Raw genomic sequence first — 17,401 nt, 5'->3', positions numbered from 1 at the left:
GCGCCCGGGTGACGTCACCCGGCGGCCTGGCCCTCGGAGCCGGTGCCCCCGCCGGGCGGCGGCGTGGACGGGTCCGGCGGGTCGGACGGGTCGGTCGGCTTCGTGGTCGGAGTGGACGTCTTGGTGGGGGTCGGCCGCGTCGTCGGCGAGGTCGTCGGCGTGGGGCTGCCGGTCGGCGTGGGGCTGCCGGTCGGCAGCCCGCTGTCGGTCGGCGTCGGCTCGTACGAGGTCGGCGGCGCCTGCTCCACCGGCCGGCGGCTCGTGGGCGGCGCCGTGCTCGGGACGACCTCGGTCGACGCGGGCGGGGCGCTCGGGTCGCTGACCTTCCGGCCCGCCTTTCCGTTGTCGCCCGCGCCGAGCGCGAGGACGGACGAGACGACCACGATCGCGACGAACAGCGCCGCCGCGCCGGCGAGCACCGCGGAACGCCCGGAGCCGGCGAGCGATCGCACGCCGCGCTTCCCGGTCCCGGCCGCGAGGTCGGGGGGCAGCGTGTCGCCGGCGGCCCATTCGGCGGGCGTGGGGAGCCGCGCCGGCTCGTGCTCGTCCGCGTGGCGGGCGCCGGGCCCGGCCTCCTGGACCTCCACCGGGACGGCGTCGAACCCCGTCCCGGGGTCGAAGTCCGGGGAGTCCTCGAAGATGGGGGCGTCGCCGAACACCGGGTCGGGCTCGAACACCTCGTCCTCGTCGGCGATCTCCGCGGCGCGGACGGAGCCCGCGGCGAGCATCGCGGTCTCGTCGGTGGCGGTCGGGCGGGCCGCCGGACGGGCGGCCTCCTCGTGCCCGAGCAGCCGCATCAGCACCTGCTGGGCGCGGGGCCGCCGCTCCGGCTCCTTCTCCAGGCAGTCGAGCACCAGCTCGCGCAGCGCGCCGTCCAGGTCGCCGAGGTCGGGCTCCTCGTGCAGGATCCGGTTGATCACGGCGGGGATGGTGTCCTGCCCGAACGGCGGCCGGCCGGTGGCGGCGAACACGAGCGTGGCCGCCCAGCAGAACACGTCCGCGGGCGTCCCCACCTCGTCGCCGCTGATCTGCTCGGGCGCCATGTAGGACGGCGTGCCGATCACCCGGCTGGTGAGCGTGGTGCCGCCGCTGAGCGCGCGGGCGACGCCGAAGTCGATGACGCGCGGGCCGTCCGGGCCGATCAGCACGTTGTGCGGCTTGAAGTCACGGTGGACGATCTTGGCCTGGTGGATCGCGGCGAGCGCGGTCGCGGTGCCGACCGCGAGCCGGTCCAGTGCCGCGCCGAAGAGCGGGCCGTCCTCCAGCACCTGCTGGTTCAGTGACGGGCCCGGCACGTACTCGCTGACGATGTAGGGCCGGTCACCGGTCGCGTCGGCGTCGATCACCTGCGCCGTGCAGAACGGCGCGACCTGCTTGGCGACCTCCAGCTCGCGCAGGAACCGGGCGAGCGCCTTGTCGTCGGACGTCAGCTCGGCGTGCAGCAGCTTGATCGCGACCTGCCGGCCGTCCTCGGCGGCGCCGAGGAACACCGTCCCCTGGCCGCCCTCGCCCACCCGGCCGATCAGGGCGTACGACCCCAGCCGGTCCGGGTCTCCGGACCGTAGCGCCCCAACCTCCATGCGTGGAACCGTCCCTCTCTTGATCGACGGACCGCGGAGTTCCGCGACCGGATCACCCCTCCGACTGTGTGACGCCCGAGACCGGAGGGAAGTTCACCCGATCCTGCGACCTTCCGGCGCGATCTGACCCACCGCTTCCATTCGGCCACAATTGGCCGGGGGACCACTCTAATGCCGTCACATCCCAGAGCGATACGGACACGCAAGGTGTCACCCAAGCGTTGCCCCGCAGCAGAATGAGTCCATGACGACGCTCGACGGCCGCCGCGTCCTGACCCGCGCCGAAATCATGGAGCGGCACGGGCTCGGACGCAGCACTCTGGAGAAGTGGTACCGGGAGCGAGCGTCCAACGGCCATCCGGAACCGGTGGGGACGGTCGGCTCGCAGCTCGCGTGGGACGCCGGCGCATGGGACCGCTGGTACGCCGCGCGCCGTTCCCGGACCGTCCCGCCCGGTCTGGTGACCCGTGACGAGCTGGCGTCGCGGCACGGCGTCACCAGGCACCGCCTCAAGCAGCTGTGGGCCGACCGTGCGTCCAACGGCCATCCGGACGCCGCGCACCGCGCCGGGAAGGCCCTGTACTGGGACGAGGCCGCGTGGACGGCCTGGTTCCGCTCGCTGGAGGACCGTCCGCCTAACGAGGAGCCGGACGACCTGGTGACGCTCGCCGAGGCCGCCCGCATCCTCGGGCTGGCCCAGACGAGCGTCACCGTCTACGTGAGCCGTCCGCCGGCGGGCTGGCCCGACCCGGTGCGGGTCGAGCCGCTGCGGGGCGGCCGGGTCCGCCGCCTCTACCGGCGCCGCGACATCCTCGCCTACGCGGCGCGGTCTACGGGGTGAAGTGGGTGAGCACCTCGGGGTTGGCCATGGAGTCGCGGTTGGCGGCCTGGTCGACCGGGGTGCCCTGGAGGATCTTGCGGACGGGCACCTCCAGCTTCTTGCCGGACAGGGTGCGGGGGATGCCGGGGACGGCCGTGATCTCGTCCGGGACGTGCCGGGGCGACAGCGACGACCGGATCTCCCGGCGGAGGTTCGCCACCAGGTCGTCGGTGAGGGACGCACCCTCCGCGAGCTGGACGTACAGGAGCAGCCGGCCCTCCTCGCCGAGGCGGCCGGTGTCGATGACGAGGCTGTCGGTGATCTCGTCGAACGCCTCGACGACGCGGTAGAAGTCGGACGTGCCCATGCGGACGCCGCCGCGGTTCAGGGTGGAGTCGGAGCGGCCGTAGATGACGCAGCCGCCGTCCGGGAGGATCTTGATCCAGTCGCCGTGCCGCCACACGCCCGGGTACATGCCGAAGTAGGAGTCGCGGTAGCGGTCGCCGCTCTCGTCGTTCCAGAAGGAGACGGGCATGGACGGCATGGGCTCGGTGAGCACCAGCTCGCCGACCTCGTCCACGACGGGGCGTCCGTCCTCCCCGAACGCCTCGACCTTGGCGCCCAAGCCGCGGCACTGGATGACGCCCGCGCGCAACGGCAGCAGGGGGCAGGGGCCGACGAAACCGGTGCAGATGTCGGTCCCGCCGGAGAAGGAGCCGAGGAGCAGGTCCTTCCCGACCGACTCGTACACCCACGCGAACCCTTCGGGCGGGAGGGGCGAGCCGGTGGAGCCGATGCCCCGCAGGGCGGACAGGTCGAGCTCCTCGCCCGGACGCCGCCCCTGCTTCGCCGTGGCCGTGATGTAGGGCGCGCCCACGCCCATGTAGGTCATGCCGGTGTCGGCGGCGAGCTGCCAGAGGTCGGCGGGCGCCCCGTCGTACATGACGACGGTGGAACCCACCAGCAGGCCGCCGATGAGGTAGTTCCACATCATCCAGCCGGTGGTGGTGAACCAGAAGAAGACGTCCTCGGGGCCGAGGTCCTGGTGGAACGACAGCGCCTTGAGGTGTTCGAGGACGACGCCGCCGTGACCGTGGACGATCGGCTTCGGCAGCCCGGTCGTCCCGGACGAGTACACGACCCACAGCGGATGGTCGAACGGGACGGGCTCGAACTCCGGCGCGTCGTGGCCGGGACGCGGCAGGTCGCCGTACGGCATGCCGACGCGGAGGCCGTCCGGGGTGGCGGCGGGGTCGAGGTACGGGATGAGCACGGTCGCGGCCAGGCTCGGCAGCGCGGCCTCGATCTCGCCGACGATCTCGCGCCGGTCGAACCGCCGTCCGTTGTAGGCGTAGCCGTCCACGGCGATGAGGACCTTGGGCTCGATCTGCGCGAACCGGTCGATCACCGAGGACGACCCGAAGTCGGGTGAGCACGACGACCAGATCGCCCCGAGCGACGCCGTGGCCAGGAAGCAGATCAGCGCCTCGGGGATGTTCGGGACGTAGGCGGCGACCCGGTCGCCCTTGCCCACGCCCAGCTCCACCAGCCCCGCGCGGACCTCCGCCACGTGCAGCGCCAGCTCGCGGTACGTCAGGATCCTGTGGCCGCCCGCCTCCGACCGGAAGACGACCGCGGTCTTGTCCGGAGTCTCCCGCGCCCTGCGCAGCGCGTTCGCCGCGTAGTTGAGGGTCGCGCCGGGGAACCACTTCAGGCCGTCCACCGGCATGGGCCCGCCCGTCCGCACGGGACCGTCACCGCGCACGCCGACCACCTCGAAGTACGACCAGATCGCGTCCCAGAACGCGTCGACCTCGGTGACCGACCATTTCCAGAGGTCGTCGTAGGACTCGGTGAGCACGCCCCTGTCCCACAGCCAGTGAATGAAGTGGGTCACCCGCGCGTTGGCGACGACCTCCTCCGACGGCTCCCACAACACCGAACCCTCGGACACCGCACTGGCCATCTCTCTCCCTCCATGCCGCACCCCGGTCGCGCGGCCATCCCAATATCGGCCCCGCCCGGCACACGGCGCAACTTCCCCGCCCGCACCGCCACGAAGCACCAGAGCCCCGCCCCATCCCAGGTCAGACGCCTGCCACCCACAACCCCGACCCTCCACACAGATGGGGACCGCCTCATCCTCGCCCACCACACATGCCCGGCTCCGCCGAGGCGGGGCGAGATGGGGGTTCAGATGCGGGTGAGGTCGGCGACCGCGCTGACGAGGGCGTGGGTGTCGGAGAGGGTGGCGAGGACGCGTTCGGCGCCCGCCGCGCGCAGTTCGGCCTCGGTGGCGCTGCCGGTGGCCACGGCGATGATCGGGGAGCCGGCGATGTGCGCGGCCTGGACGTCGCGGGGCGAGTCGGCGATGTACACGGTGGCGGACTCGGGGTAGCGGGCGCGGTGGCGCTCGCCCGCGCGGGTCCGGGCGAGCTCCAGCAGGGCGGCCTTGCTGTAGACGCCGTTCTCGTACCCTCCGGCGTCCAGGTCGAGGTGGCCGGCGAGGCCCAGCTCGGTCACCTTCAGGACGGCGTTCGGCTGGAGGGAGCCGGTCAGCACCGACTGGACGACGCCGGGGACGTGGGCGAGCGCCTCGACGGCCTCGCGGGCGCCGGCCAGCACGCGGCCGTGCGCGCGCAGGTCCGCGCGGCGGGTCGCGAAGGCCTCGGTGAGGGCGGAGAAGAAGGCGGGGAGGTGGTCATCGGTGGTGACGACGTCGTTGAAGGCGAGGGTCTCGAAGATGATCTCGGACTCGGTGCGGCCGGGGGTGGGGGCGAGCCGGACGAGGGGCCGTCCGATGGTTCGCTGGAACGCCTCGGCGTAGGCGTCCCGGGTGACCCTCCCGACGTCGATCAGGGTGTGGTCGATGTTCCACAGCACCAGCCGGTTCAGCGTCGACATCCCGTTCCCATGCGCGTCGGAGGGGCGCGCGCGGGCACCGTTCGGCGCGCCCGCGGCGGTTGGCGAGCTTATCGTCCGGCCTCCGGGCCCCCCGCCGCAACCGCCCCTGCCTGGCCGGGCGGGCTAGGGGCCCATGTGGGGGTAGCGGTGGTCGGTCGGAGGGACGAAGGTCTCCTTGATGGAGCGGGCGCTCGTCCAGCGGGTGAGGTTGAACACCGAGCCGGCCTTGTCGTTGGTGCCGGAGGCGCGGGCGCCGCCGAAGGGCTGCTGGCCGACGATCGAGCCGGTCGGCTTGTCATTGATGTAGAAGTTGCCGGCGGCGAACCGGAGGGCCTCGGTGGCGGCGGCGATCGCGGCGCGGTCCTCGGCGATGACGGCGCCGGTCAGGGCGTACTCGGACACGCCCTCCATCTGGCGCAGGACGGCGTCGTAGTCGCGGTCGTCGTAGACGTGCACGCCGATGATCGGCCCGAAGTACTCGGTGGTGAAGATCTCGTCCGCGGGGTCGGACGACTCCAGCACGGTCGGGCGGACGAAGTAGCCGCGCGAGTCGTCCAGCTCGCCGCCGGTGAGGATCTCGATGGAGTCGGTCCGGCGGGCCCGCTCGATCGCCGCGCGGTGCTTGGCGAAGGCGCGGTCGTCGATCACGGCGCCCATGAAGGTGGACAGGTCCTCGGCGACGTTGCCCACGGTGAGCGACTCGGCCTCGGCGCAGAACTCGTCGCGCAGCCCGTCCCAGATCGAGCGCGGGATGTAGGCGCGGGACGCGGCGGAGCACTTCTGCCCCTGGTACTCGAAGGCGCCGCGGACGAGCGCCGTCTTCAGCACGGCCGGGTCCGCCGAGGGGTGCGCGACGACGAAGTCCTTGCCACCGGTCTCGCCGACGATCCGCGGGTAGCCCCGGTATCCGGAGATGTTCTCCCCGATCCCCCGCCAGAGCCGCTGGAACGTGGCGACGGAGCCGGTGAAGTGCAGGCCGGCCAGGTCGGGGTGGCGCAGCGCCACCGCCGAGACGGCCTGCCCGTTCCCGGTGACCATGTTGATCACACCGGGCGGGAGCCCGGCGGCCTCCAGGAGCCGCAGGGTGTGGTGCGCGGCGAGCTGCTGGGTCGGGGACGGCTTCCAGACGACGACGTTGCCCATCAGCGCGGGCGCCGTCGGCAGGTTCCCGGCGATCGCGGTGAAGTTGAACGGGGTGATGGCGAGGACGAACCCCTCCAGCGGCCGGTACTCCAGCCGGTTCCACACGCCCGGCGGCGACAGCGGCTGTATCTCGTGGATCTGCTGCGCGTACCGGACGTTGAACCGCCAGAAGTCGATCAGCTCGCAGGCCGCGTCGATCTCGGCCTGCTGCACCGACTTGGACTGGCCGAGGATCGTCGCGGCGTTCAGCGTGGACCGCCACGGGACGGCGAGCAGGTCGGCGGCGCGCAGCAGGATCGCGGCCCGGTCCTCGAACGCCATCGCGCGCCAGGCGGGCGCCGCCTCCCGCGCCGCCGCGATCGCCTCGGCCACGTCCGCCTCGGTGGCCTCGCCCATCCGGCCGAGGACGTGCCCGTGGTTGTGCGGCTCGACGACGTCGACGGGCGTGCCGGCGCCCATGCGCCGCTCACCCCCGAGCGTCATGGTCAGCTCGGTCTCCGCGCCGCCCAGCTCCTTGATCTTCGCTTCCAGCGCGGCGCGCTCCCCGCTGCCCGGCGCGTACCCCTTGACCGGCTCGTTCACGGGTACCGGCACGTTCGTCACGGCGTCCATCTGACGGCTCCCTGCGATCCGACGGCGTTGTCGACGTGCCGGGGATCTACCCGCCCCGCGGGCACGGAATGCACCGCCCCGGCCGACGACGCGGCACCCACCCCCGAACGCGCGGCGCGGGGTGGTCAGTCGAGGAGGTGCTGGAGTTCCTGGGTGGCGTACCAGAGGAGGTCGTGGCCTTCGGCGCCGTCGACGGTGAAGCGGGCGTCGTCGTCGCCGGCGTCGGCGGCGGGCAGGGCCTCCACGGCGGCGGCGATGTCGGGGACGGCGTCCGGGTCGTCGACGTGGCCGGAGGCGATCAGCGTCCACGGGACGGGCGCGGTGACCCGGACGAGGGAGCGGTCGCCGTTCGCCAGGTCGGCGTCGCCGCGGGGGCGGGCGACCTGGTCGTCGGGGATCTCGGCGGCGAGCACGACGCGGCGGCGCGGGGCGGACGGGTCGGCGGCGAGCAGGCGCAGCGAGGCGCGGGCGGCGGCGGACATCGCCGCGTACTCCAGCTCCTCCAGGTCGCCGCCCGCGTACCACTCGCGCAGCGCGGGCGTGACGGCGTGCGCGGCGAGCGGCGCGGGGCCGATCTCCCGCGCGGCGTGGACGCCGGCGAGCAGCGTGAGCGTGGACGGCAGGTAGAGGCGCATGACGGTCAGCAAGTCTGCCAGACCGTCAGGGCAGGAGCCCCAGCTCGCGCAGTTCGGTGATGGTGGTGTCGGGATCGGTGTGCAGGATCCCGCGGAGGCCGAGGTCCTCGGCGGCGCGGATGTTGTGCTCGATGTCGTCGATGAAGACGCAGGCGGCGGCTTCCACGCCGAGCAGGTCGAGGGCGTGCCGGAAGATCCGCTCGTCGGGCTTGCGCATCCCGACCTCGCAGGAGATGACGACCGCGTCGAAGAGGTCGGCGAACAGGTCGCGGGGGTACTCGTTGCCCCACGAGTTCGACAGCAGCGCGGTGCGGGCGCCCGTGGCGCGCACGGCGCGCAGCGCGTCGTACATCGGCACGACGGGGGCGAAGGCGCCGAACATGCGGGAGATGAGCCCGGCCGCCTCGACGGGCCCGCCGTCGACGGTGAGCAGCTCGGCGGCGAGGAGGCGCTCGAAGTCCTCGGTGGCGAGCGAGCCGTCCTCCAGGCCGTGGATCGGGTTGTTCCCGGAGCCGTTGTAGGCCTGCTTCACCCACGCGCGCATCACGTTCTTGTAGTGCTCGGCGTCGATGCGGTCGGCGGCGAGCCAGGCTTCGATGGCGTCGCCCAGCGGGGACGTCAGCACACCGCCCCAGTCGGTGATGACGGCTTTGACCGCGGGTTCGGTGGACACGGGCCGATGGTAAGTGATCCCGGGCGAAATGACCGAATCGCGTTCTGCCAGAATGCGCCCCATGGACTTCGCACCCAGCCCGAAGGCCCGCGACTACCAGGAGCGGCTCCAGGAGTTCATGGACCGGCACGTGTACCCGGCGGAGCCGGTCTACGCCGCGTGGCGGGCGGAGAACGACCCGCACGCGCTGCCGCCGGTCGTCCAGGAACTCAAGGTCGCGGCGCGCGAGCGGGGCCTGTGGAACCTGTTCCTGCCCGACGTGTCCGGGCTGACGAACCTGGAGTACGCGACGCTCGCCGAGCTGACCGGCCGCTCCCCCGACCTCGCGCCGGAGGCCGTCAACTGCGCGGCGCCCGACACCGGGAACATGGAAGTCCTGCACATGTTCGGGACGGACGAGCAGAAGCGGCGGTGGCTCCGGCCCCTGCTCGACGGAAAGATCCGCAGCGCGTTCGCGATGACCGAGCCGGACGTGGCGAGCTCCGACGCCACCAACATCACCACCTCGATCGTCCGGGACGGCGACGAGTACGTGATCAACGGCCGCAAGTGGTTCATCACCGGCGCCGCCGACGAGCGCTGCAAGATCTTCATCGTGATGGGCAAGACGGACCCGGACGCGCCCGCGCACCGGCAGCAGTCGCAGGTGCTCGTCCCGCGCGACGCGCCGGGCGTGACGATCGTCCGGCACCTGCCCGTCTTCGGCTACCAGGACCAGCACGGCCACTCGGAGATCCTCTTCGAGGACGTCCGGGTGCCGGTGTCGAACCTGATCGCGGCGGAGGGCGACGGGTTCATGATCGCGCAGGCGCGGCTCGGGCCGGGCCGCATCCACCACTGCATGCGGGCGCTCGGCATGGCGGAGCGGGCACTGGAGCTGATGTGCCGCCGCGCCCTGTCGCGCGAGGCGTTCGGCGGGCCGCTGGCCGAACAGGGCGTCGTCCGGCAGCAGATCGCCGAGTCGCGGATGGCGATCGAGCAGGCCCGGCTGCTCACCCTCAAGACCGCCTGGCTGATCGACAGGCACGGCGCCAAGGGCGCGCGGTCCGAGATCGCCGCGATCAAGGTGGTCGTGCCGCGCATCACCCACGAGGTGCTCGACCGGGCGATCCAGGTCCACGGCGGCGCCGGCGTCTCCGACGACACCCCCCTCGCCGCGATGTACGCGTGGGTCCGCGCCATGCGCATCTTCGACGGCCCCGACGAGGTCCAAGTACGCACGGTGGCAAGCCGAGAACTCCGGCGTTTCTGATGGCAGTGCCCTTGGCTCCGGCCCCTGGGGGCCCTACGCCAAGGGCACTGCGTGCGATCGCTGCATCGCTCCGGCTCGCATAGCGGCTCGCTGCGCGATCAGTTTCTCGCAAGCTCGAAACTGCCTTCGGCCGCGGTCTGTCCGCGATCATGCGAGTGGTCCCCGGTCATGCCGATCTGAGGCGTTGGAGTGCCTCTCGGACGCCACCGTCGGTCTCCTCCAGGACCACCGTGGCGCGGGCCGCGGGTACCTCGCCCAGCAGCGAGACCAGCGCGACGCGGGTGTTCCCCCCCGCCTCCTCCAGCGCGTTCTCGCAGGTGCGGGCGTCCATCCCCGTCGCCTCGGTGAGGATGCGCACCAGCCGGGCGCGCAGCTTGGAGTTCAGCGCGTTCACGCTGACCATCAGGTTGGAGTAGGTGCGCCCCATCCTGATCATCAGCGTGGTGGAGAAGGAGTTGAGCACCAGCTTGGTCGCGGTGCCCGCCTTCATCCGGGTGGACCCGCTGATCACCTCGGGCCCCGTGGCGAGGCCGATGTGCACCTCGACCTCGTCCCCGTACGGGGTGTGCGGGTTGCAGCTGATCAGGGCCGTGCGGGCCCCGACCGCGGCGGCGGCGCGCAGGGCGCCCACGACGTAGGGGGTGCGGCCGCTCGCGGCGATGCCGATGGCGACGTCGCCCGGCTGGACGTCGCGGGCGTCCCGGCGGCCGAGCTCGACGTCGTCCTCCACGTCGGAGATGGCCTGGGACAGGGCGCCGGGGCCGCCGGCGTGGTGGGCGACCACCCGGCCCCAGATGCCGAACGTTGGGGGCAGCTCGGCGGCGTCCAGCACCGCGAGCCGGCCGGACGTGCCGGCGCCGAAGTAGTGCACCCGGCCGCCCGCCCGCAGCGAGTCGACGGCGAGGTCCACCAGCCGCGCCACCTCGGGCAGGACGGCGGCGACGACCATCGGGACGGTCGCGTCCTCCGTGTTGATCAGGCGTAGCACCTCCATGGTCGGCAGCGTGTCGACGTCGAGGGTCCGGGGGTTCCGTCCCTCGGTGGGGAGCTCGCAATCGATCACCGACGCCTCCGGTCGGGTCGCACGGTCCGTCCGCGGACCGCCTCGAACGTGGCTTCCAGGGCCTTGCGGGTGGGCCCGTAGGTGCGCTGCGCCACTCCGACGAAGACGCAGTCGACCACTGTGAGCTGCGCCAGCCGGCTGGCGGTTGCGCCGGAGCGGAAGGTCGTCTCCCGCGCGGCCGTCGTCAGGATCAGGTCCGCCACCTCCGCTATCGGGGACTTCGGGAAGTTGGTGAGCGCCACGGTCTTCGCGCCGCGGGTCTTGGCGACCTCCAGCGCGTCGATGGTCTCCACCGTCGCGCCGGTGTGCGAGATGCCGATCGCCACGTCGCCGTTGCCGAGGACGGCGGCGCTGGTCAGCATGATGTGCGCGTCCGCCCACGCCGAGCAGACGCGCCCGATCCGGTGCAGCTTCTGCTGGAAGTCGGCCGCGACGAACGCGCTGGCGCCGACGCCGTAGACGTCCACCCGCTCGGCGGCGACGACGGCGTCCACGACCTGTTCGAGCATCTTGATGTCGAGCTGGGCGGCGGTCTCCTCGACGGCGCGGGCGTCGGCGAAGGTCACCTTCTCGACGATCTGCTCCAGCGAGTCGTCGGGGCTGATGTCGCTGCCGATGACCCGGCCGCCCGCGGCGCTCTGGGCGCGGCCGGCCTCGGTCGCGAGGGTCAGCCGCAGTTCCGGGTAACCATGGAATCCGATCGCGCGGCAGAACCTGATGACGGTCGTCTCGGACGTGCCGCAGGTCTGCGCGAGCTCGGTGATGGTGGAGTTGGCGACCCCTTCGGGGTCGTCGATGACGCGTTGAGCGACTCGTCGCTCGGCGGGGGGCAGCGAGGGCAGCAGCGATCGGACGCGCACCACCGTGCTCAGCGGTGTGGCGTCCTTGTCCTTGGTCTGGCCCGGCACGTCGTCCCGTGACGCTTCGGGCTCCCCCGTGATCCCCCGCTCGGGGCCCCGACCGGGGCCGATGGGTTTCCTCATGGAGGAAATTTTCTTACGTGCGAGATGTCACGTCAACGGTAGAAAAGGCTACGGTCGCCATGTGTTGACCCATTTGGCCGGTCCTTACGTGGTCGGTATCGACGCGGGTGGCACGAAGACCCGCTGCGTCGTGCTGACGCTCGGGGGTGCCCTGGCCGGTTCCGGCACCGGCCCCGGGGCCAACCCCAACTCAGGAGGCGACACCGCGGGGGCGCTGACCACCGCCCTGCGGGAAGCGCTCGGGGACCTGGACCGTACCCACATCCTCACCGGCGTGTTCGGCATCGCCGGCGCCGGCTCGGCCGGCCGGCCCGCCGCCGTCGCGGCGGCGCGGCAGGCCTGGCAGGCCGTCGGGCTGCGCGGCTCGCCCGCCGTTGTGACCGATATCGCGGTGGCGTTCGCCGCCGGAACCAGCGAGCCCAAGGGCATCGTGGTGTTCTCCGGCACGGGCGCCGGCGCGGCGGTCATCAACGACGGTGCGATCGTGCAGCGCGCCGACGGCTACGGCTGGCTCGTCGGGGACGAGGGTTCGGCGGTGTGGCTCGGGAAGGAGGCCGTGCGGGCGGCGCTCGCCGCCTACGACGGCCGCGGCTCCCCGACGCTGCTCACCGATGCGGTCCCCCGGGCGCTGCTCGGCGCCACCGTGGTCGCGGAGATCGACTCGGAACGGCGAAGATCCTTCCCCCGGAGGGCGCTGGCCATGGCCGGCGCCCCTTCGCCGTCACCGGGCGCCTCCGTGCTGCCGCAACCCGCCGCGCTCGCCTCCGGAGGGGCTCCCCCGGGCAGGGGCACGGGCACCGCCGTGCTGGTCCCCGAGTCCGCCTATCCGCCGTCCGTCCCCTATCCCGCACCGGGAGGCGGGCCCACCGGCCCGCACGGGCCACCGGGCCATCCCGAGTCCGTCCCGCCCAACCCGCGCATCGCCCAAGCGATCATCAAGGAGGTGTACGGCCGCCCACCGGCGGCCCTGGGCCGGCTCGGCCCGGTGGTCGCCGCCGCCGCGGCCGCCGGAGATCCCGTGGCCAGGCGCATCACCGACGAGGCCGCGCAGTGGCTGCTGCGCGACGTCGACGCGGTGCGCCCGGCCCTGTCCGACCCCTGCGCACCGGTCGTGATGCACGGCTCGGTGCTGCGTGAAGGCCCCGTCGCCGAGGCCGTCCGCACCGGACTGCGCGCCCGCTTCGCCGAGGCGCCGCGCAGCGCCGGCGACGGAGCCGTCGGCGCGGCCGGGATGGCGCTGCGCCGCCTCGGCCACCCCCTGCCCGGCTGAGCCGCCCCGCCCGCGGCGGACGACTCTCCGGCCCCCGGCCCGGCCGTCCCGATCCGGCCCGGCCGTCAGGTTCATCGCGATGGACCCCACCAGATCCGCAATTCCTTGCGATCCCGGGGTCCATCGTGATTAAGCTGTGACCACGGTGGCGACAGCGCCGCGGGAGCGGTCCCGAGAGGGCCGCGTCCTGCGGGACCACCGGCCACAGGCGTGGCTCGTACCGAATCGACTGCGTTACACCGCAGCGTCGTCCGCGCGGGATGCTCCCGACCCGAGCGCCCCTTCCAGCACGCGCATGCCTTCCAGACGCATGCCCGCCCGCGCTCCCGCATGCCCGGACGACGGCCGACTCCGTACTCCCACGTCGAACGAGGTCGCATGCACTCCCTGCCCAGGCGCCGCCGTGTCCGGCCGGCCCTCGCCCGCCTGTCCCGCACCGTCGTCCCCCGCTCGCGCCGATGGCGCCGCCTGATCGTGATGATCATCACACCCGTCGTGCTGACGGCCGCCCTCACCGCGGTCGCCTACGTCCGGACCCCGATGCCGACCCGGCCGCAGGACGGCGTGACCGACGAGGGCTCCACCGTCTACTACGCCGACGGCCGGACGCCGCTGTTCCGCCTCGGCGCCAACCGGGAGAGCGTCCGGCACGACCAGATCCCCGACCGGCTGCGCTGGGCGGTGCTCGCCGCCGAGGACCGCGGCTTCTACGACGGCCACGGCGTCTCCCCCGCCGGGACGATCCGGGCGATGTGGAACAACGCCTCGGGCGGCGACACGCAGGGCGGCTCGACCATCACCCAGCAGCTCGCCCGCAACTACTTCAAGGGCCTCAGCCGCGACCGGACGGTGCGCCGCAAGATCAAGGAGATCTTCATCGCGGTGAAGCTCGACCGGCACCGCACCAAGGACGAGATCCTCGACCTGTACCTCAACACGATCTACTTCGGCCGGCAGACGTCCGGGGTGCAGGCGGCGTCCCGCGCCTACTTCGACAAGGACGTCTGGCAGCTGGACGTGGCCGAGTGCGCCATGCTCGCCGCGATGATCCAGCGGCCGGTGTACTTCAAGACCCAGGGCCACGACGCGCCGGCCCGCGCGCTGAGGGCCCGCTGGAGGTACGTCCTCGACGGGATGGTGTCGATGGGCAGGCTGAGCCGCGCCGAGGCCGCCCGGCTGCGCTTCCCCCGCACGCAGGACGAGTGGACGGGCGTCAGCCTGTCCGGCCAGGACCTCCTCGTCCGCCAGCGCGTCGAGGAGGAGCTGGCGAGCGTCGGCATCCCGATCGACAGCGTGGTGAACGGCCGCCTGAAGATCTACACGGGGCTGGACCGGCGCTGGATGAAGCACGCCGAGGACGCCATGCGCGGGGCGCGGGAGCCGCAGTGGCCGAGGACCGTGCGCGGCGGTCTCGTCGCCGTGGACGCGAAAACCGGCGCTGTCAGGGCGTTCTACGGCGGCGACCCGGAGCGCACCCAGGTCGACTCGGTGTTCGGCCCGGTCGCGCAGGCGGGCTCGACGTTCAAGCCGTACGTGCTGGCCGCCGCGCTGCGCAGAGGCTTCAGCGTCCGGACGAAGGTGAGCGGGAAGTCGCCGCAGAAGTTCGCGCCGGACGGTGAGAACACGACGGCGACCGCGCCCGGCTACAAGGTCGAGAACGACGAGGAGATCGGCTCGCTCGGCACGATGGACATGGTCGAGGCGACCGCCCTGTCGGTCAACACGGGGTACGTGAAGGCGGCGCTGAAGACGGGGATATCGAACGTCATGGAGACGGCGCGGCTGTTCGGCGTCCCCGCGTCCGCGCTCGCGCCGTTCAAGGGGCAGGCGGGGATCGCGCTCGGCATCCCCGACGTCGCGGCGGTCACCCAGGCCGCCGGGTACGCGCCGTTCGCGAACGGCGGCACGGCGGTCGTCCCGCACCTGGTGACCAAGGTGGTCGACGCGAACGGCCGCCGGGTGCCGCTGCCCTGGGACCGGCCGGGCGGCCGCGTGCTGAACCGGGAGCAGGCCGCGCAGGCCACGTTCGCGCTGCGGGCGACCGTCCGGGACGGGACGGGACGGCGCGCCGCCCTGTCCGACCGCGAGGCGGCGGGTAAGACGGGCACGACCGAGCACAACCGTGCCGCCTGGTTCGTCGGGTTCGTCCCGCAGGTCTCGGCCGCGGTGGTGATCGGCAACGCGAAGCCCGCCACGCTGCGGAACCTGCCCGGCTTCCGCGGGACGGTCGCCGGCGAGAACCTGCCCGCCACGATCTGGCACGCGTTCATGGACAAGGTCGCCCGCGACCTGCCGGTCCAGCCGTTCCCCGAGCCCGCGTTCTCCGGCGTGGCCGCGAACTGGGCCGGCCCCGGCCCGGACGAGCGCAAGCCCGGCACGCCGGAGCCGGGCACCACTCCGACCGGGCCGAACCCCGCCAAGGAGAAGGAGGCCGCGAGGCGCAAGCAGGCCGCCGGAGGGCTGCCGGACGCCCCCACCCCGCGGACGACGCGCGATCCCGGCGCGGGCGGGACGCTGCGCACGGCGCCGCCCGCCGCGGACTGACGTCCGGGAGATCGAGTCGACAGCGGGCCGGGGAACGGCTACCGTCGCGGCGTCCGATGCGACCGAGTTACCGAGACCACGTCGGGGGGCCTGGTCAGGTGCGTGCTTCACGTTCACTCGCGCTCGCGGCGGTGGCGTCCGTGCTGGTCACGGGGGTCGCCGGCTGCGGTGGCGGCGGTGGGAGCGGCAAGAGCGGGCGGACGCCGTCCGCCCGGTCCGCCGCGCCCGGTCCGCCGGGCGGCGGCACCCCGGCGGCGGACGCGTGGATCCCCGGCCGGGTCGCGAAGATGACCGTGGCGGAGAAGGTCGGGCAGCTGTTCGTCCCGACGTTCTCCAGCCGCGCCGACGCCCTCTCCAAGATCAAGAAGTACCGGGTGGGCGGGCTGATCTACTTCCCGGAGAACTTCGGCAGCCCGGCGAAGACGGCGGCGCAGTCGAACGCGCTGCAGAAGGCGTCCACGATCCCGCTGCTCCTCGGCGTGGACGAGGAGCAGGGCATCGTCTCGCGGACGCCGTTCATCACCGCCTTCCCCGGCAACATGGCGCTCGGCGCGACCCGGAACCCGGCGGACGCCCGCACCGCCGCCCAGGTCACCGGCGCGGAGCTGCGCGCGGTCGGCATCAACCTCGACTACGCCCCGGACGCCGACGTGAACACGAACCCGCGCAACCCGGTGATCGGGGTGCGCTCGTTCGGCGCCGACCCGGCGCTGGCGTCCACGATGGTCCGGGGCGCCATCGGCGGCTACCAGGCCGCCGGGGTCGCCGCGACGGCCAAGCACTTCCCCGGGCACGGCGACACCGCCACCGACAGCCACACCGGCCTGCCGGTGATCGGCCACTCGCCGTCGGCGTGGGAGCGGCTGGACGCGCCCCCCTTCAAGGCGGCGATCGAGGCGGGCGTGGACGTCATCATGACCGCGCACATCGTGGTGCCGAAGCTCGACCGGTCCGGCGACCCGTCCACGCTGTCGAAGACCGTGCTGACCGGGCTGCTGCGCGAGAAGCTCGGGTACCAAGGCGTGATCACGACCGACTCGCTGGAGATGGCGGGGGTGCGCGAGAAGTACGGTGACGCGGCCGTCCCCGTCCGGGCGATCAACGCGGGCGCCGACCAGCTGCTGATGCCGCCCGACCTGCCGCGCGCCTACCGGGCCGTCGTGAAGGCCGTCCAGTCCGGGAAGATCACGCGCAAGCGGCTGGACGAGTCGGTGACGCGCATCCTCAGGCTCAAGCAGCGCCGCGGGCTGTTCCAGGGGGCGGCCGTCGACCCGGCCAAGGCCGCCGCGTCCATCGGCACGGCCGCGAACAAGGCCGCCGCCCGGCAGGTCGCCGAGCACGCGGTCACCCTCGTCCGCAACAAGGGCGGCGTGCTGCCGCTCAAGGGCAGGAAGGTCGCGGTGTCGGGGCCGGGCGGCGACCGCCTCCGGGCCGCGCTGCGCGGCCAGGGCGTCGCGACGGCACCGGTGGGCTCGGCGGACGTCACCGTGCTGACCACCGAGAACGCCGGGGCGGCGACCGCCGCCCGCATCCGCGCGCTCGGGCCGAAGCCGGTGGTCGTCGCCGCGCTCGGCCGCCCCTACGACCTCGACGCGGCCGGGGCCGCGCAGGCGGCGCTCGCCACCTACTCCTCCAGCCGGGTGTCGGTCGACGCGCTGGCCAGAGTGCTGAGCGGCGCGGTGAAGCCGACCGGCAAGCTCCCGGCCCCCGCGGCCGGAAAGCCGGCCGGGTTCGGCATCGGCTACCGTTGACGCGCTCCCCGGCCTGAACCGGGCAGACGCTGGATCGCCCGGGGGCGATCCAGCATTTCTCGCCCCGCTACGCGGAAGGGTCCGCTTCACCCCCCGGCCCGAAGGCCGGAGCACTGCGGACGAACACGGCAGCTTCCCTCTGATGGACGCGGCGGGCCGTCTGCTGGGAGG

Annotated in this window: 13 protein-coding genes; 5 read left to right on the top strand and 8 right to left on the bottom strand. The window is 73.2% G+C overall.

The genetic code is table 11. The annotated features are described in order from the left end of the window. Positions 1-14: 14 nt before the first annotated feature. Positions 15-1,580 carry a protein kinase gene (locus tag ABGB11_RS00335; RefSeq protein WP_347627499.1) on the bottom strand — a complete coding sequence of 522 codons (1,566 nt, stop codon included), beginning with the start codon at positions 1,578-1,580 and terminating at the stop codon, positions 15-17. A gap of 244 nt (positions 1,581-1,824) precedes the next feature. Here ABGB11_RS00335 and ABGB11_RS00330 point away from each other — a divergent pair, with 244 nt between their 5' ends. Beyond that, positions 1,825-2,421: a hypothetical protein gene (locus ABGB11_RS00330; RefSeq protein WP_347627497.1), complete on the top strand. Its 597-nt coding sequence runs from the start codon at positions 1,825-1,827 to the stop codon at positions 2,419-2,421. Here ABGB11_RS00330 and ABGB11_RS00325 read toward each other — a convergent pair. From ABGB11_RS00325 to ABGB11_RS00305, 5 genes are all read right to left on the bottom strand, one after another. Further along, on the bottom strand, positions 2,411-4,366 hold the full coding sequence (locus tag ABGB11_RS00325) for an acetoacetate--CoA ligase (protein ID WP_347627495.1): 1,956 nt from the start codon (positions 4,364-4,366) through the stop codon (positions 2,411-2,413). The genes ABGB11_RS00330 and ABGB11_RS00325 overlap by 11 nt on opposite strands. A 227-nt stretch (positions 4,367-4,593) precedes the next feature. Next, complete coding sequence (locus ABGB11_RS00320) at positions 4,594-5,304, bottom strand: haloacid dehalogenase-like hydrolase (RefSeq protein ID WP_347627493.1); 711 nt, start codon at positions 5,302-5,304, stop codon at positions 4,594-4,596. A 123-nt stretch (positions 5,305-5,427) separates the two neighbouring features. Then, positions 5,428-7,059: an L-glutamate gamma-semialdehyde dehydrogenase gene (pruA, locus tag ABGB11_RS00315; RefSeq protein WP_347627491.1), complete on the bottom strand. Its 1,632-nt coding sequence runs from the start codon at positions 7,057-7,059 to the stop codon at positions 5,428-5,430. A gap of 125 nt (positions 7,060-7,184) precedes the next feature. Next, entirely contained in the window at positions 7,185-7,694 is a 510-nt protein-coding gene (locus ABGB11_RS00310) for a hypothetical protein (protein ID WP_347628533.1), read from the bottom strand. A 25-nt stretch (positions 7,695-7,719) separates the two neighbouring features. Beyond that, positions 7,720-8,367, bottom strand: a complete 648-nt coding sequence (locus ABGB11_RS00305; RefSeq protein WP_347627489.1) for an HAD family phosphatase — start codon at positions 8,365-8,367, stop codon at positions 7,720-7,722. A 61-nt stretch (positions 8,368-8,428) separates the two neighbouring features. Between ABGB11_RS00305 and ABGB11_RS00300 the strand changes: the two genes are divergently transcribed. Further along, a complete protein-coding gene (locus tag ABGB11_RS00300; protein WP_347627487.1) occupies positions 8,429-9,619 on the top strand; it encodes an acyl-CoA dehydrogenase family protein in 1,191 nt (396 codons plus the stop codon). A gap of 166 nt (positions 9,620-9,785) precedes the next feature. On the opposite strand, the gene ABGB11_RS00295 is transcribed toward ABGB11_RS00300, so the two are convergent. Further along, a complete protein-coding gene (locus tag ABGB11_RS00295) occupies positions 9,786-10,682 on the bottom strand; it encodes an N-acetylmuramic acid 6-phosphate etherase (RefSeq protein ID WP_347627485.1) in 897 nt (298 codons plus the stop codon). Continuing rightward, positions 10,679-11,665 carry a MurR/RpiR family transcriptional regulator gene (locus tag ABGB11_RS00290; protein WP_347627483.1) on the bottom strand — a complete coding sequence of 329 codons (987 nt, stop codon included), beginning with the start codon at positions 11,663-11,665 and terminating at the stop codon, positions 10,679-10,681. Before ABGB11_RS00290 ends, ABGB11_RS00295 begins: the two co-directional genes overlap by 4 nt. A 61-nt stretch (positions 11,666-11,726) precedes the next feature. Here ABGB11_RS00290 and ABGB11_RS00285 point away from each other — a divergent pair, with 61 nt between their 5' ends. The 3 genes from ABGB11_RS00285 to ABGB11_RS00275 all read left to right on the top strand — a co-directional run bounded on the left by ABGB11_RS00285 (position 11,727) and on the right by ABGB11_RS00275 (position 17,230). Beyond that, a complete protein-coding gene (locus tag ABGB11_RS00285; protein ID WP_347627481.1) occupies positions 11,727-12,935 on the top strand; it encodes a BadF/BadG/BcrA/BcrD ATPase family protein in 1,209 nt (402 codons plus the stop codon). Positions 12,936-13,313: 378 nt separating this feature from the next. Continuing rightward, entirely contained in the window at positions 13,314-15,479 is a 2,166-nt protein-coding gene (locus ABGB11_RS00280; RefSeq protein WP_347627479.1) for a transglycosylase domain-containing protein, read from the top strand. Between the two features lie 98 nt (positions 15,480-15,577). Then, positions 15,578-17,230: a glycoside hydrolase family 3 N-terminal domain-containing protein gene (locus ABGB11_RS00275; RefSeq protein ID WP_347627477.1), complete on the top strand. Its 1,653-nt coding sequence runs from the start codon at positions 15,578-15,580 to the stop codon at positions 17,228-17,230. The last annotated feature ends 171 nt before the right edge of the window (positions 17,231-17,401 follow it).

It is taken from the genome of Actinomadura sp. B10D3, assembly GCF_039871695.1.
Taxonomy (GTDB): domain Bacteria; phylum Actinomycetota; class Actinomycetes; order Streptosporangiales; family Streptosporangiaceae; genus Spirillospora; species Spirillospora madurae.
This window is presented reverse-complemented; position numbering and strand designations above follow the sequence as displayed.

Bases quoted from the DNA above. Each gene is read 5' to 3' on its own strand.
- ABGB11_RS00335 (WP_347627499.1), bottom strand. From the start codon at position 1,580: ATGGAGGTTGGGGCGCTACGGTCCGGAGACCCGGACCGGCTGGGGTCG.
- ABGB11_RS00330 (WP_347627497.1), top strand. From the start codon at position 1,825: ATGACGACGCTCGACGGCCGCCGCGTCCTGACCCGCGCCGAAATCATG.
- ABGB11_RS00325 (WP_347627495.1), bottom strand. From the start codon at position 4,366: ATGGCCAGTGCGGTGTCCGAGGGTTCGGTGTTGTGGGAGCCGTCGGAG.
- ABGB11_RS00320 (WP_347627493.1), bottom strand. From the start codon at position 5,304: ATGTCGACGCTGAACCGGCTGGTGCTGTGGAACATCGACCACACCCTG.
- pruA (WP_347627491.1), bottom strand. From the start codon at position 7,059: ATGGACGCCGTGACGAACGTGCCGGTACCCGTGAACGAGCCGGTCAAG.
- ABGB11_RS00310 (WP_347628533.1), bottom strand. From the start codon at position 7,694: ATGCGCCTCTACCTGCCGTCCACGCTCACGCTGCTCGCCGGCGTCCAC.
- ABGB11_RS00300 (WP_347627487.1), top strand. From the start codon at position 8,429: ATGGACTTCGCACCCAGCCCGAAGGCCCGCGACTACCAGGAGCGGCTC.
- ABGB11_RS00290 (WP_347627483.1), bottom strand. From the start codon at position 11,665: ATGAGGAAACCCATCGGCCCCGGTCGGGGCCCCGAGCGGGGGATCACG.
- ABGB11_RS00280 (WP_347627479.1), top strand. From the start codon at position 13,314: ATGCACTCCCTGCCCAGGCGCCGCCGTGTCCGGCCGGCCCTCGCCCGC.